This is a genomic window from Rothia sp. HMSC066H02 (assembly GCF_001814995.1).
GTDB classification, from domain to species: Bacteria; Actinomycetota; Actinomycetes; order Actinomycetales; family Micrococcaceae; genus Rothia; species Rothia mucilaginosa.
Window position 1 is genome coordinate 252,624 of sequence record NZ_KV818688.1, and the last position, 16,211, is coordinate 268,834.

General features: G+C 56.2%; 8 protein-coding genes. 7 read left to right on the forward strand and 1 reads right to left on the reverse strand.

Annotated features, from left to right (window positions below):
• Positions 1-351: 351 nt before the first annotated feature.
• From HMPREF2999_RS08310 to HMPREF2999_RS08340, 7 genes are all read left to right on the forward strand, one after another.
• A complete protein-coding gene (locus HMPREF2999_RS08310) occupies positions 352-3,477 on the forward strand; it encodes a siroheme synthase (RefSeq protein ID WP_246823106.1) in 3,126 nt (1,041 codons plus the stop codon).
• Between the two features lie 240 nt (positions 3,478-3,717).
• Positions 3,718-5,784 (forward strand): superoxide dismutase, encoded by a 2,067-nt coding sequence (locus tag HMPREF2999_RS08315; RefSeq protein WP_070676208.1) that lies wholly within the window; start codon positions 3,718-3,720, stop codon positions 5,782-5,784.
• 419 nt (positions 5,785-6,203) lie between these two features.
• A complete protein-coding gene (locus tag HMPREF2999_RS08320; RefSeq protein WP_070676207.1) occupies positions 6,204-8,039 on the forward strand; it encodes an S-layer homology domain-containing protein in 1,836 nt (611 codons plus the stop codon).
• Positions 8,040-8,495: 456 nt separating this feature from the next.
• Positions 8,496-9,377 (forward strand): S-layer homology domain-containing protein, encoded by an 882-nt coding sequence (locus HMPREF2999_RS08325; protein ID WP_070676206.1) that lies wholly within the window; start codon positions 8,496-8,498, stop codon positions 9,375-9,377.
• Between the two features lie 329 nt (positions 9,378-9,706).
• Positions 9,707-11,242, forward strand: coding sequence for an S-layer homology domain-containing protein (locus HMPREF2999_RS08330; RefSeq protein WP_070676205.1), 1,536 nt, complete (start codon positions 9,707-9,709; stop codon positions 11,240-11,242).
• Positions 11,243-11,566: 324 nt separating this feature from the next.
• Complete coding sequence (locus HMPREF2999_RS08335) at positions 11,567-13,165, forward strand: S-layer homology domain-containing protein (RefSeq protein WP_070697761.1); 1,599 nt, start codon at positions 11,567-11,569, stop codon at positions 13,163-13,165.
• Between the two features lie 297 nt (positions 13,166-13,462).
• Positions 13,463-15,034, forward strand: a complete 1,572-nt coding sequence (locus HMPREF2999_RS08340; RefSeq protein WP_070676204.1) for a gluconolactonase — start codon at positions 13,463-13,465, stop codon at positions 15,032-15,034.
• Positions 15,035-15,230: 196 nt separating this feature from the next.
• Here HMPREF2999_RS08340 and HMPREF2999_RS08345 read toward each other — a convergent pair whose 3' ends face one another.
• A complete protein-coding gene (locus tag HMPREF2999_RS08345) occupies positions 15,231-16,175 on the reverse strand; it encodes a Nif3-like dinuclear metal center hexameric protein (RefSeq protein ID WP_070676203.1) in 945 nt (314 codons plus the stop codon).
• Positions 16,176-16,211 lie beyond the last annotated feature (36 nt).

The window sequence follows — 16,211 nt, forward strand, 5'->3', positions numbered from 1 at the left end:
TCTATTGTGTGGTCTTTTTGGGGTTTGGGGGTTGTATAAAGCCGGGGCGTAATTTTTGAATTTTTTGTCTTATAACTCTCATCGGCATGTTTTTCTCGTGTTTTCATTGAATGTTTAAGACGCGGGTTGGTAGGCTGAAATTGCACTTCAGCATGCCGCTGCTACGGGCCTTCTACGATGTGGATTCGGTGCGGGCTCAGCGCGGTGGACTGTCACTCATTTATCCTCTCAACTTCTTTTCTCATTCGCCCTCTTTCATGCAGAAAATCAGATTGGATAATGATGTCCTCATTCTTTAAACCGCCCCATAGTGCACACCGAAAAGCTGTTGGTGTCTCCCTAGTTTTGGGTTTGTCTCCGCTACTGGCTTTGACGCCGGTGGCGGCTCAGGCGGCGCCAGCCTCCCCCGCCCAAAACACCCCCACCCAGAACGCACCCGTACAGAACGCGCCCGTGCAGGGCAATCAGCAGGATGCTTCCCTGCCGACCCTGCGCGTATCCAGCGGCTCCCTCGACATTCTTCACGGCGGTACCGTGCACGTGGAGGGTACCGGGCTGAGCCCCGAGTTCTTGGCGCATCATGAGCTGCGTAGCCTCACGATTGCGCCGAAGGGCTCTTCGACCTACGCCAACCCCTACCAAAAGGTCGATCACCGCGGCCTCGTCTTTGACGCCCCGAAACCGGCTGCTGACGGCAGTTTCAGCGCTGACCTGACGGTTCCGGCGAATAGCCTGCCAGCGGATCTGGAGTACGAGGTCATTCTCACCTACCGCCCCGTAGACGATGCGCACCCCTACGCATGGAACACTGAGGATCGCGTCCGTACGGCACTGCCGGTGGAGTTCAACCTCCCGAAGGCTGTCCTTCCCTCCATCACCTATGATGTTTCGGCTATTTCTGAGGAGCAGATTGCCTCAGGTCAGCCGATTGAGGTGACGCTGACGGGCACCGGTTTTCAGGATGTCAGCTCCGTGAAGTTCACCTTGTCCGAGCATGATGAGCAGGGAAAGGTCACGAACGATAATGTGGCTTCGCTTGGTGAACTGAAGGCACCGGATACGGAAGAGAATCAGCGCATTTTCAAGGGCCTGATTCCTAACGGCTATTTCCAGAAAAAGGTCACTATCCCCGCGGGAGTTCTGAAGTCCGGTAAGGGGTATTCCCTGGGTGTTTCCGGTGTAGAAACCCACGGGTGGAATAAGCTGACGCGCAAGTTCCCCTTCGTTCCTGTGGGTAATAGCCCTGCGCGCATGGCGTATCAGGATAATTCGTTCAGGAATACCCTGCCGAAGGTATCTGTTGATGCGCAGGATTTTGATCCCGGTCAGGACCGCATCTATAAAGTAACTATTTCTAATATTTCCCCCGAGGTTGACCTGGGGTACTACCTTGACTCTGTGTCGATTTATAACGCTACCTCTGGTGAGCAGGGATATTTTGCGAGGAATGATGTAGCGGGTCAATACTATAAGCGTGACGAGCTGGTAACCCGCAATGCTGACGGCACTCTGACCGTGGAGGTTGAGTATAAGGTTCACGGTGATTCCTACAATAGGCCTTCTTCTCGCGGTTCGATGGCTGAAGTGCGTGTGGTGTTCTCGGATTCTCAGTATTCGTACGGTAGCCATAAGTTCACGGTGAGCGCGCAGCTTCCGATGGTCCCTCCTGCCGCTGATGCTGTTGATTGGGAGAACCCGGCGAATGTTAAGTTGAAGGTCGATTCGGGAACCCTCAATATTTCTCAGGGTGGCACGGTGTCGGTGACGACTTCCCCGTTGAGCCCCGAGTTCCGTAAGAAGTACACTTTCTACGAGCTGGCTCTGGTGGAGCGCGGGTCGGTGTACGTGTATGCGGAGCACAATAGTTATGAGCCTCTCGACGAGTACGGCGGAATGCTCAAGGATTTGAAGCATCAGGTGCGGGAGAACCCGGACGGTAGCCTCACCTACACGTTTAAGGTTCCCCCGCAGTACGTTGAGGCTGCCGACGGTGAGCTCTTCGATGTGGTGATGACGTACTACCCGTCGGATGAATTTGAGCCGGAACCTTCGAGTAGGTCGAACCGTTTGTATGCCCGCGCGCATATTGATACGGTTCAGGATGCGCAGCCGACCCGTGGGACCTACACTTTCAGTCAGTCCGCTATCGATGACCCGTGGAAGGATACGACGCTGCGGGTTGAGGGACGCCATATCCTCTCCCAGGCTAGTGAAATGGTTGGTAATGATTGGCCGGTCATCGCTATCTATGAGGCTGACCCTGCAACGGGAAAGATGGTGGGTGATCCTGTGTTCACTCAGCGGGATGACTACACGTACTACGGGGTTAACACCAGGTGGTTCCGCAATAACTATTTCAGTGCGGAGCTGAAGATTCCTGCGGGTACGTTGAAGCCGGGCAAGCTCTACTTTATTGGTATGTATGGGAACGGGTTGCCTTACCCCGGCATGGAAGATTCTCCGGGTTCTATGCTGAATGATGTTGCGGAGTTCCTTCCGGTGCATTCTCCCGAGCAGGACTCTGCGGGGCCCACGCTGCACCTTGGGTCGGTGGGGCTGAACCCGTACGCGCGGACGAACTTGTTTACGGCGCGCGCTACCGGGCTCTCTGCGCCGGGTGAAGGGTCGTACCGTCTCTCGGTGCGGCACGTTGATGAGCAGGGGCGTTTGACCGGTCAGACGGTGCTCCAGCAGGCGATTCCCGCTGACCTCATCAAGGATGGCAGGGTGGAGCTGAATCTGACGATTGCTCAGCAGCTGAGCTATTCGGGTGCGTATCGTCTGGTCTTGGAGAAGGTCACCCCCGGTAAGGATGGTGCCGGCGAGTCGGTGGAGCAGCTTGCTGTCGAGGATATTCCTCTGAAGCTGACGCGTGAGGATGAGTTGCAGGCGGCTGAGCAGTGGTTTGCTGATCGTGATATTTTGCCTAATCCTTCGCCGATGTCCTGGCATAGCGGTATGACACGCCACGATGTGACGGTGTCGCTGTACCGCCTGGCGGGTTCCCCGAAGGTGGAGCTGCCTGCTTTTAGCCCGTACGCGGATGTGGCAACGAACGACCCGGACTACGCCGCGTACATTTGGGCTCGTCAGAAGGGCATTACGTTCGGCTGGGCGGAAGGCAAGTTCCACCCGGAGGCGAAGCTTTCGACCCCGTCGACGGTGGCGTTCATGTACAGGTACCAGAAGGCGATGGGTCAGGTCACGCCGAAGGTGCCGACCTCTGCTTCGTTGCCGCGTAGCTCGTCTGTGCCGGGCAACCAGGATGCGACTCGGAGTGCTGGCGGTTGGCAGCATAAGGTTCGTCAGGGTAGCGCTTTCTGGCGTGAGGCTCAGTGGGCTGTTGATCACCGCATGTGGGGTTACCGCGTTGATGGGGAATACGTCTATGAGGACTTTGATAGGTCTTTCGTTTCCTCTGGTGATTTGAAGTTGATGCTGTACCGTTTGGAGCACGGCGGTAGCCACCTCAGGTAGCGCCCGGTCGTAGTAACCGGTGGGCTGGAATGTTCGGATTAGTTCGGCTTTTCAGCCCGCCGGTGCACCTCTGTTTTTCTTCCTTGCCTCTGTGAGTTCTTTTACCTAGCACCAGGCTTTACGGGGCTTCTTCTCCGCTGTTCGGGGTTTTCTTTTCACGCTTTATCCACTCGACGTCTTCGCTCACTTCATCTACTCACTCGTTTCAATCACCGTATAAATTTTGTAGATGGGATAACGATGTCTTCATTCTTCACACCACGAGGCGCCCCGCGCCACTCCGATACCCCGCGCCACCCGGCGAGCGCCCGCGCACTCAGCCTGTCACTGCTGCTGGGTTTGAGCCCGCTTGCCGGTATCACCCCGGCGGCTCTTGCAACACCGACTCAGACGGCATCTGACCAGCCAACTCAGGTTGCACCCGCTCAGGCAGACCCGAAACAGGCGACCCCCGCCTCCCCCGCCGCAGCTCAAGAAGATGCTGACGAACCCACGTATTCGCTTCCGGAGGTAGATGAATCTCGCCATCCTGAAATGGAAGGGTTTACAGTCTCTCCCGAGACTCTCAACATTACTCGAGGAGGCACCGTCACGCTGACGACGCCTCCGCTCAGTGCTGAATTCCGTCAGAATTACGAATTCTACGAATTTTCTCTGGTTGATCGCGGTTCTTCGTACTTCAAAGCCGCGCATGCCCGCATTGACGGATATGCCTACTTTGGCTACCTCTTTGACCGTGACCCCAACCCGAAGCAGATGGTAGAAAACCCAGACGGGAGCTACACCTTCTTCCTCAATATTGGGCCGTACATTATTGAGGCTAAAGAAGGCACTCTTTTTGACGTCATTCTGACGTACCACAAGAAGGGTCACCGGAAGGATTTTTGGCCGTCCGAATTCCGTTTTGTGGCGCGTGCACCTATTAATGTTGTGCAGGACCCTAAGCCGACTGAGACGACGTACATTTTCAGTGTGCCCGCAATTGATGACCCGTGGAAGGATACGACTCTGACGATTGAGGGGTTCCATATCCTTACGAGCGGTAGTCGAGAGGGCAAGGATGGCCCCGCGCTTCTGGCTTTTTATGAAGTCGACCCGAAGACCGGAAAGATTGTAGGCGAACCAGAATTCACCACTCGGATTCCGTACCCGGCTTCTCTTAGTGGAGAACGCTTTCATTTCCTGAATTGGCATTTTAAGACGTCTATTACGATTCCTGGGGGCACGCTTAAGCCGGGTAAGGTCTATAAGATTGGTTTCTACGGTAAAGACCGTCCGGAGGATGAGAATTACCCCGGTGAGTTGCTGAATGATGTTGCAGATTTCATTCCGGCACGTTCGCTTAATAAGGAATCGGCTAGCCCTGAGATGTTTCTGAAGGCTACGACGGTGAGCCCTTATGATGAGGAAAATATCCTTCAGGTACGCGCCGTCGGCTTGAAGAAGCAGCCTGGGGTCTCTTACCGTTTCTCGATGCGGCATGTTGATGAGCAGGGACATCTGGCCGGTCAGAAAACGCTGGTGCAGGAGATTGCTGCTGAGAACATCCATGACGGCACGGTGGATGAGAAGCTAAACGTCCCCGGTGCGCCGCTGAATTATGACGGCTCGTACAGGCTCTTCTTGGAAAAGGTGACTGCCGGCAAGGACGGTACGGTTGAGTCGGTTGAGCAGCTTACTTCGAAGGATCTGCAACTGCAGTTTACGAAGAATAAGGAGGTCAACGCCGCCTGGGCATGGTTTAAGCACCGTCAGGTTCTTCCTGAGTTTTCTTCTTTGAGTGAGGGACGCGATATGACGCGCCGCGATGTGACGGTGGCGCTGTACCGTCTGGCGGGTTCCCCGAAGGTTGAGCTTCCGGCGACGAGCCCTTATGGAGATATCGCTCCGGATGATCCGGACTACGCGGCGTACATTTGGGCTCGTCAGAAGGGCATTACGTTCGGTTGGGCGGATGGGAATTTCCACCCGGAGATGAACATGCACAATTATTCGACGGCGGCGTTCCTGTATAGGTATCAGCGTTCGCGCGGTATGGTGTCTCCCGGCTTGCCGACTGCCGCACCGCAGTCTCGTAACAGTAGCCTGCCGGGGTCGGATGAATCTGAGGTGAGCGCTAACCCATGGGTTCTGGATTTGGAGGAGGGTAGCGCTTTCTGGCGTGAATCTCGGTGGGCTGTTCAGCAACGCATTTGGGGCTACACCGGGGATTGGGAACACGAACGCTTTTTCATGGAGACAACGTCCGTCTATGACTTGGCGTTGATGCTATACCGCATGGAGCACGGCGGCAGCCGTCTCACATAGTGTCTCTCCGTGGTGTTAGCCATTCTGGTTGGCTTTCGTCAAGTAGGCGACTTTATGGCTCTGTTTATGTGCCATTTTTATTGTGGGTGACTTTTATATTGCCTTGCCCACCGCATTGTGAATATTCTCAACCTGCAGAGGTTGCATAGGTGCGAATTTTTCGAATGCGGTGGGTTTTCCTTACTTTCTTTTTTGTACAGTGACCAGCATTTGTGCTTATCAGCACACTATTTAGGCATATTTTCCACGTCATGCACATACTTTTTAAAGCTATACTTCACCTTAAGACATGCGATAAAACACACAGACATTTTTCGCACTGATGACCCTTCAGGTTCCAGCACGTCTTAACTATTTGCTACGGTGTTTATGCGCACCACACTCGATGCGTGACACCGATAAAAACTGATTGGATTACAATGTCCTCACTTCCCAACCACATGCGCTTTGCGCTACCCAAAAACATGGCTAAGAGCGGCTGCGCCCTCACTTTGGCGGGCGCCATGCTCTTGCCTCTCTCCCCCGCGTTTGCGGCTCCTGCGGCTACTCCGGTAGCAGCCCAGGCTGTTGCACAGGGTGAGGTTCAGGGTGCTCAGCGTCTGCAGGTTACCTCCGGCACTTTTGATATTCTCAAGGGCGGCAACGTGACCGTTAGCGGCTCCGGTTTCTCCAAGGACTTCGTTAAGGGCAAGTCGTTCCGCCTGTACGTTGTTCCGAAGGGTGAAAGCGTTGCTTTCCCGCCGCACCACCCGCGTGATTACCCCTTCTATGTTCAGGATGTTCCCGCCTCCGCCTTTGCGGCTGACGGCACCGTGAACCTGACCGCTTCTATCGGCGCTAACTATCTGGAGGCCAATGGCTCGTCCTTCGATGTTGTGCTCGGTTACCGCGATGACGCTGAAGACGGCTGGATTCCTGCGGATGAGGTTCGTACTGAACTGAAGGTTGCGGATGTTCCCACCGTTGATTCCCCGACCCTGTCGTACAGCGCTTCGTCAGTGAATGCTTCTGAGAACACTAAGGTCACTGTGAACGGTGCTGGCTTCCAGAACATTTCGTACAACGGTAGCGAGTCGCTGATTGTTGCGGTTCGTGCGGTTGATCCGGCGACCGGTAAGGCGACCGGCCCCGCGCTGGCACAGTCGGAGGCTAAGTTCACCTCCTACTCTGCTTTCTTTGGTCAGTACATGGGTTACACCAACGGCCGTTTCTCGACTGTTCTGGACATCCCGGCGGGCACCCTGAAGTCCGGCAACTCCTATGTTGTGCAGACTTTCGAGTTCAACGTTCCGGAAGATAACGATGAGGCGAACAGCCAGGCGCTGAGCACTCAGACGTTTGTTCCGGTGAACGGCGAGAACGTTAAGAAGGCGTCTCCTTCGGTTTCTTTGAGCACTGACAAGGTGGATCTGAGCTCTTCGACCACTATCCGTGTGAAGGGTAAGGATTTCGAGGTCCCCGCTGGCGCTACCGTGAATGTGCTGTTCTCGGCTGCTGAGGCTGACGGCAACCCGACCGGTGAGGCTCTGGATAGCATCACTCTGAGCGCTGACCGTGTGGCGACCGGCGCGTTTGAGACGACCGTTAACGTTGACGGCACCAAGCTGGATGCTGATGGCCACTACGCTATTTTCGTGACCGTGAACTACGCTGACGGTGACAGCGAGCGCATCGCGGCTGATTACCTGACTCTGACCGGTGAGTCTGCGAACAAGAAGGCTCGTGAGCGTTTCGCTGATGTTCCGGCTGCTCACGCGAACCACAAGGCTGTTCTGTGGGCTGCTGATCAGAAGCTGATTGATTCTCGCGAGAAGGATTGGTTCGGCGTTAATGATGATGCGACCCGCGGTGATCTAACTGTTGCGCTGTACCGCATGGCTGGTTCCCCGAAGGTTGACCTGCCGGCTACTAGCCCGTACGCGGATGTGAAGACTGATGACCCGAACTACGCTGCGTACATTTGGGCTCGTCAGAAGGGTATTACTTTCGGCTGGTCTGATGGTAAGTTCCACGCGAATGCGTCTGTGTCTAATGCTACTGTTGCGGCGTTCCTGTACCGTTTTGACGGTAAGAAGCCGGTTGCTGTGACTGAGGCGCCGTACACCGATGTGAAGGTCGGCTCTGCGTTCTACCGTGAGATTACTTGGGCTAAGCAGCAGAAGCTACAGGTTTTCCCGGGTTCTGAGTACCACCCGTCTGCGCTGGTGAGCCGTGGTGAGCTGGCTGGTTTCTTGATGAACTACAAGGTCCGATAGGGCTTTATAAGGTTCGCTAGGACTAGCCTCTAGGGTCTAGGGATTATGCCGGGCTGGCGGCGATGAAACGTTGGTTTCGTCCCGCCGGTCCGGCTTTTCTGTGCTCTTGCGGGGTGTTTATGAGGTGTCTGCAGGGTATCTATAGGGGGTGTGAACGGGGCTGTTGTCCGCTGCTATCCTGCGGTTTTTCGGGGTATTTTTGCCGGTTGCCACGCTAGTGTGGGCTGTACCGCATGTGGGGCGCACCTCATGCGGTACCCGCTATTGGGCGGATTTTTGGGGTGCTCCACTCCCTTTTTTAAGAATGTTCTGTGGAGTGTAAATTAATATTTTTCAAGCTGTGGTTTATGCTTAGGACTGTTGCGCCCCCTTGGTGCGCACCCTTATCCGGCTGGGTGCGTAGAAGAACTAGAGGGAGCTCATCACACACCGATACATCAACCACATTGAGGATTCATGTCCCAGGATTCTAAGCAGTCGACTGATACTGCCCATAATTCTTCTGCGCCTCTGCTGGCACCGGAGGGCACCCCCGAGGCTTCTTCTCAGGCTGATTCTAAGAAGCGTAAGCGCCGCCGCATTGAGCTGGCTGTTGGCGCTGTAGCGCTGGCGGGTGTTTTGTATCTGCCGTTCTCCCCTCTTTTCTCTTTCTATGATTCGTCGGAGGCGCGTCTTTCTTCGGCGGATACTGCTGCGCCGACGACCGCTTCGGCGACTTCTGCATCTGTCTTGGTGTCGAGTTCTTCGACTCAGGGCCCTAAGATTATGCGTCCGTCTGTGACTGCACCGGATGCGAACACTATCTTTGATGATGCCACTGAAGATTCTGCGTACTATGCGGGTATCCGTTGGGCTGTTCGTACTCAGACGATGGAGCCGCTTTCTGAGGACCATTTTGGTGCTGAGGGTCCGGTGACTCGTGGCGAGTTGATCACCATGTTCTATAAGCTGGCGGGTTCGCCGGCGGTGACCCGCCCGGAGCATTCGCCGTATGCGGATGTTGATGAGTCTGACCCGAATTATGATGCGTACCTGTGGGCGCGTCAGGAGCGTATTACTTCCGGTTGGGTTGATGGTAAGTTCCATGCGGAGGCGCGCCTGTCGAATGCTTCTGCTGCGGCTTTGCTGTACCGTGCTGATGGTGCGCAGAAGATTCAGATGTCGGGTACTTCCCCGTTTAGCGATGTTTCGTCTGCGACTCCGTTCTACCGTCAGATTGTGTGGGCGTCTCGCCATGGCGTGTCAACGGTGTCTGATGGTAATGCTTTTGAGCCGACGGCTCAGACGTCTCGTGGTCGTGTTGCGATGATGATGTACCTGTACTTCCGCACTTCATAGTTTTCGCACTTCCTCGTTTTAGCGCTTTGTTCATCGTATCGAGCGGCCCCGTACTCTTGTTTTTGGGAGTGCGGGGCCTTTTACGTGTGCGGGGCTGTTTGCGTGCCTAATGGTTTGTGCTCGATGAAATATTTCAGAAGGTTCAAGCTTTTCTTGAGAAACGTACCAATTTCTACTTGAAGGTTTGTTAGGGTGAGAGTGTCCCCGAAACCGATGGGGATACTCAACCACTTCTCATTGGATTGGCGCAGATTCGACGGAGATTTCTCACCCCCAGAAACCCTATGAACCTGCATCATCCCAGTGGGTACGACCCGTTAGGATAATGCATGTCCCCGCTTCCGAATTCTAAGTCTTCTTTCCTCCGTGCGGCGCAGGGTTGCGGTGCATTGGCACTGGCTGGCGCTATGGTTCTGCCGATGACTCCGGCACTCGCCCAGGATGCGGCACCTGTTGCTAATGCACCGGCGGCAAATGCTGTAACCCCCAAGCCGGCCGCTCAGGACGCAGCGGCACAGCCGACGTACTCCGCTGATTATGACGGCATTCTGTACACCGGCGAGGGTGGCACCGTGACTCTGAAGGGTACCGGTTTCACCAAGGAATGGCGTGAGCAGCACGGCACCGTTGTCTTCTACATTGCTGCTACGAAGGACCGCCCCGGTAACGCTGAGCCTTCCACGTCGATGCTCCGTTTTGAAGAGGGTAAGGACTTCACCATTGCCAATGATGGCACTTTTGAGGCGAAGCTGACCATCAAGGCTAAGGCTCTGGAGAGTTTCTACACTCCCATTGATTATTTCCCGGGTATCACCCTGGATGAGGTGCGTTACGAGACGGGTATTTTGACCGAGGCTAAGGGCCAGCCCCAGTCGAGCATTGAGGATATTTGGGCTCGCAAGAACGTTATCGCCCACCACCCGATGTACACCCGCGCTTACCATCCGCAGGTCCTGGCACCTAAGTGGAAGTATGATGCCCTGAAGGACACCACGAAGGATCAGGAGCTGCTGGTCAAGGGTGAGGGTTTCGTTGGTGAGGAGCTGCCCGGTCGTGAGGGTGCCATGTACGTGATTCGCGAGAAGGGCACCGGCACCCCCGTCCTGGCGATGAGCGATATGAAGTCCTACTATGAAGGCCCCGATGGCGTAACCCGCCTGGAGGGAGGCACTCTTTACCGCACCATCAAGCTCCCCGCAAACACCCTGGATCCGTCTAAGCAGTACGTCATTGAGGCGTGGAGCGACTACGACTACGACCTTACCAAGAAGGACAGGCCCCTCATCACCCCGATTGTGGGTTTGGCGCCGGAGCACCGCGGTGTTCTTATGGGCCGTCAGGATCTGAAGTTTGAGGGTGTTCAGGACTTTGCGGATGCTACCGCACCTAAGGGAGAGTACAAGAGCCTGATTTCGAAGCTCACCTACCAGGAGCAGCAGCAGCGTGCTACTCGCGGCGAGCTGACGGCTGCGCTGTACGCTCAGGCTGGTAGCCCCAAGGTGAACCTCCCTAAGACCTCCCCCTGGCCGGACGTGAAGACCACCGACCCGAACTACGCCGCCTACGTGTGGGCTCGTCAGAAGGGCATTACCTTCGGCTGGTCTGATGGTAAGTTCCACGCGGAGGCAAGCATCTCGAACGCTACGGTTGCGGCGTTCACCTACCGTGCAGCGGGTTCCCCGGCTGTTTCTGGTGTTTCTTCGTTCACGGATGTTAATCCGAGTTCCGCTTTCTACCGTGAGATTCTGTGGTCCACTCAGCAGTATGTCATTAATCCGGATTTCGGCTCTTTTAATGCGACGGACCTGGTGAATCGTGGTCAATTGGAGCAGATGCTGTTCAACTTCCAGAACCGCGCCAAGTAGAACGGTGCCGGGTAGAGCCGCGCTATGTAAGACGGACTAGTTCTGAGCTGAATACCCCGTGTTCCCGAATGGTTTTTCTATTCGGGAACACGGGGTTTTATCGTTTAACAGCTACTCACTGCGTGAGATTTTCCAAAACCTTAAAGCGTTCCTTGAGTGTTTCCTGACAGCTGTTCAACACTTTGATAGGGTGAGAATACCCTCGAAACCGACGGGGGTACTCAACCACTTTCTCCTTGGGGAAGAACAGGTTCGATAGCGATTTTTATAACCGCCAGCGAGCCCCCTACAGCCCTCTGGGAGAAACGATTTTAAGGATGTCTTATGTCCTCGCTTCCGAACTCTAAGTCTTCATTCCTGCACGCGGCTCGCAACTGCAGTGCACTGGTACTGGCGGGCGCGATGGTTCTGCCGATGGCCCCGGTTCTCGCGCAGGATGCGGCACCTGCCGCAAACGCACCTGTGGCTAACGCGCCGGCCGCTAATACCCCTGCAACCCAGAATGTTACGGATGAGCCGTCTTTCACCGTTGATTATGGGGAGTACGACTTCCTGGATGGTCGTGACTACTTCAGGAAAGAAAGCGACGCCCTGTACACCGGTGACTACAACGAAATGACGGTGAAGGGCACCGGTTTCACCAAGGAGTGGCGCGAGCAGCACGGCACCGTGGTCGTCTATATTGCCGCTACTCAGGACCGTCCTGGTAATGTGGAGCCTTCCACGTCGATGCTTCGTTTTGAAGAGGGTAAGGACTTCACCATTGAAGATGACGGCACCTTTGACGCTTACCTGAAGATCGATCCCAACACCGTGGAGAGTTACTACCCCCTCAAGGAGTATTCCCCGGATACGACTCTGGAGAAGGTGCGCTATGAGATTGGCATCCTTGCCGAGCCTAAGGGTCAGCCGCAGTCGACTATTCAGGACATCTGGGCCCGCAAGAATGTTGTTGCCCACCAGGGTCTGAACGCTAAGGATTATCACCCTGGTACGTTCTCGCCCATGTTTAAGTACGATGCCCTGAAGGACACCACGAAGGATCAGGAGTTGCTGATTCAGGGCGTGGGCTTCAACGGGGATCTCGCTGGAAGCAAGGGCATGATGTACTTGATTCGTGAGAAGAGTACCGGCTCCCCGGTCCTGGTTATGAGCGATATGAAGTACTACGGCTACGATAAGGAAACCTACTCGAACACTCTGGAGGGAGGTTTCGCTTTCGTCACCATCAAGATTCCGGCGAACACTCTGGACCCTTCCAAGCAGTACGTTATTGAGGCGCGGAGCGACTACGGCTATGTCAGCCAGACGGATAAGACTCTCATCACCCCGCTGGTGGGTTATGCACCGGAGCACCGCGGTGGCTATTTGGCCAGTATGGATTTGAAGTTTGAGGGCGTCCAGCAGTTCACGCGCGCTGATACTGCTGATGTACGACGCGAGTACTTTTCGAATTCGCTTACAGATGAGGAGGAGAAACAGCCCGCTACCCGCGGCGAGCTGGTTTCCCTCCTCTATGAGAAGAACGACAGCCCCAAGGTGGATCTTCCTGAGGTATCCCCGTGGCCGGATGTAAAGACGGACGACCCGAACTACGCCGCCTATATTTGGGCTCGTGAAAAGGGTGTTACCTTCGGCTGGTCTGATGGTAAGTTCCATGCGGATGCCGGTATTTCACGCGCTACCGTCGCTGCGCTGACCTATCGCGCGGCTGGTTCACCGGCCGTGCAGGGTGTTTCCTCCTTCCCGGATGTTAAGCCGGATTCCGCGTTCTACCGCGAGATTCTGTGGGCGACCCAGCAGGGCATTATCAATCCCGACACCGGTACTTTTGAGGCATCTCAGACCGTGAATCGCCTTGAGCTGGCATGGATGATGTACTATTTCCTGACCGAGGTTACTCATCCTGAGCTACTTGATTAAGTAAGCCGGGCAGACTCTAGCCTCAATACCCCGTGCACCCCGAGAAGTTCTGTTCTCACCGGGTGCGCGGGGTTCAGCTTTTATCGGTTGATCAACCTGTGAAATGCCTCAAAACCTTCAAGCTTCTCTTGAGTGTTCTCTGACATCTACCTGAGGGTTTGATAGGGTGAAAATGTCCCCGAAACCGACGGGGCTTTCAACCACTTTTTGCATAGGGTGTGTGCAGATTCAACGGCGAATTCTCTACCCGCTGTTGAACCCGCAGACCCCTGCGAAATACAACTTTAAGGATGTCTTATGTCCTCGCTTCCGAACTCTAAGTCCTCATTCCTCCGCGCTGCTCAGGGTTGCGGCGCACTGGCGTTGGCTGGTGCCATGGTTCTGCCGATGGCCCCGGCGCTAGCCCAGGACGCAGCCCCCGCCGCAAACGCGCCCGTTGCCGCCGCTACCCCGCAGGTAGCCAACCAGGACGCTGCGGCTACCCCGACCCTTGAGGTTTCCATCCCTGACGGTTACAAGTACGACGGCGTGAACCCCTCCCTCGTCACGACTGAGGGCGGTACCATCCATGTGAAGGGTGCGGGTTACACCAAGGAGTGGCGCGCTCAGCACGGCACCGTGGCGCTGTACATTGCCCCCGCGAACTATGCGCCCTCTGGCTACGAGATTCCAACTTCGAAGATGTTGCGCTTCGTGGAGGGCCAGGACTTCACCATTGCCGATGACGGCACTTTTGAGGCTGACCTGAAGGTTGAGGCGTACGACCTTGCCGCCTACTACTTCGTCGATGATGATTACGCCCAGGATCCGACCGGCGGCACCAAGTACGATGTCCTCTACGAAATTCGCGTGGTTGCTGAACAGAAGGATCAGAAGCCGCTGACCGCTCAGGAGCTGTGGACCAGCAAGAACGTGGTGAGCACCCAGGTACTGAATACTATGGGCGAGAAGCCGGCGCCGTTCGCACCGCGCCTGAGCTACAACGCTGTGACTGACCCCGCAAAATCACAGGATCTGAACGTTGGTGGCCAGGGGTTTAACGGCGATATTCACTCCGTTAGGGGCGTTCAGCTCGTGGTTCGTGAGAAGGGCTCGAACACCCCGGTTCTGGCAACCAGCGACATTATCGAGTTTGACCACCCCACCCAGTCTTCGGCGTACCGTGATGGCAACCTGAACGGTACCGTGAATCTTCCGGCAAACACTCTGAACGCTTCAAAGAAGTACGTGATTGAGGTCTGGGCTAATGACGGTTACGGCGATAACGGTAAGCTGATCGCACCGGTCGTGGGCAAGTCCACCAAGGGTCGCGGTACCCTGCTCGCATGGCAGGACCTGGATCTGAACGGCACGAACGGTTATAGGGATGCTAACCTGCCCAGCGCTCAGGACCCCAATGAGGACGATAACCAGAACCCTGATCCTTCCGATGAGAATCTGAAGACTCCGGCAACTCGCGGTGAGCTCGCAGCTGCCCTGTACGTTCAGGCGGGAACCCCCGAGGTGAAGCTGCCCGAGACTTCCCCCTGGCCGGATGTGAAGACTGACGACCCGAACTTCCCCGCGTACGTGTGGGCTCGTCAGAAGGGTATTACCTTCGGCTGGTCGGACGGCAAGTTCCACGCTGACGCCGGCATTTCGAACGCTACTGTTGCGGCGTTCACCTACCGTGCGGCTGGTTCGCCCGCGGTTAAGGGCGACTCCCCCTACAGCGATGTGGCTCCCGGTTCGGCGTTCTACCGCGAGATTCTGTGGGCTCAGCAGAACAAGGTGGTACTGAACGCTAGCGGCGCTTTTGATGCTCAGCACATGGTGACTCATGGTGAGCTGGAGACTCTGATTGAGGCGTTCCAGGCTCGCGCTAAGTAAGGTCGTTTAGACCCCCTGCGCTTGGTACCTCCAAGCCCTGCAGAGTATTGCTCCCGCAGAAGTAATGCCCGGTCTGCACGTTCCCTTCAGGATCCTTGGGAAAGGTTCCTGTCGGGTTCGTACAGGCCGGGCTTTACTGTGTCTGCTTCTTGAAGCCTACTTTGTAGCGCCTTTTTCAGCAGCTATTTTTCAGCGCTTACTTTTCAGACAGGCTGGTCCATGCGGCGGCGGGTTCGGTGCTTGCCGAGTGCGCGTCCTGACCGGTTGCCACGCCGGTGGAGACGGTGAAGTCCCACGGGTCGGTGTTCAGTGCGGACAGCTTCGTTTCGATAGCGAAGCCGCGCTCAGCGAGCAGGGCGCGCAGGCGGTTTGCCGCCGACTGCAGCCAGAGGGATTCGCTAGCTGCATGGGAGCAATCAATCAGGGCGATGTTACTGCCGTCAACTCGTGCGGTTTCGCGGAATTCGCTAGCGGGGTGGTGGCGCAGGTCGGCGGTAATGTACACCTGCGCGTCGGTGGCGCGTACCGCGTCGAAGAGAGAGTCACCGGCACCACCGCAGAGGGCGACGCGGCGGATCGGCTGGTCGGCACGTCCGGCGATGCGCAGGCCACCGGCGGTTGCGGGCAGTGCCGCTGCGAGGCGTTCTGCAAGCTCCTTGAGGGTGATTTCTTCGGGCAGGGTGCCGAGGCGGCCGGTGCCTACCGCGTGTTCCTGCTCGTCAAGTACCTGGGTTTGCGCTTCGGTGAGCGGTTCGCGGTCAATCAGACCGATAGCGTCACAGAGTGCTTCGTTCACACCTTCGACGGCGGCATCGGCGTTGGTGTGCGCGCCGAGCAGGCCGCATCCGCCTTCGATGAGGATGTGCAGAACGTTGCCTTTGTAGTCGCTGTCGGGGATGAACTTTGCGCCGCGTAGCAGCAGCGGGTGATGGGTGATGAGCAGCTGCGCGCCTTCGGCTACAGCTTCTTCAGCGGTGGCGGTGAGGGCGTCTACTGCGAAGAGGACGGTGCTCACTTTAGCGGCGCCACGTCCGGCGACGAGGCCGGATGCGTCCCATCCGGCGGCAAGCTGCGGCGGGAAGAGCGTATGGAAGGCGTCGACAACTTCTGCGAGGGTGGGGGTTTCTAGTTTTTCAGTCATATCTCTATTGTGGCAGGTGGCGCGGGGGTAGCTCAG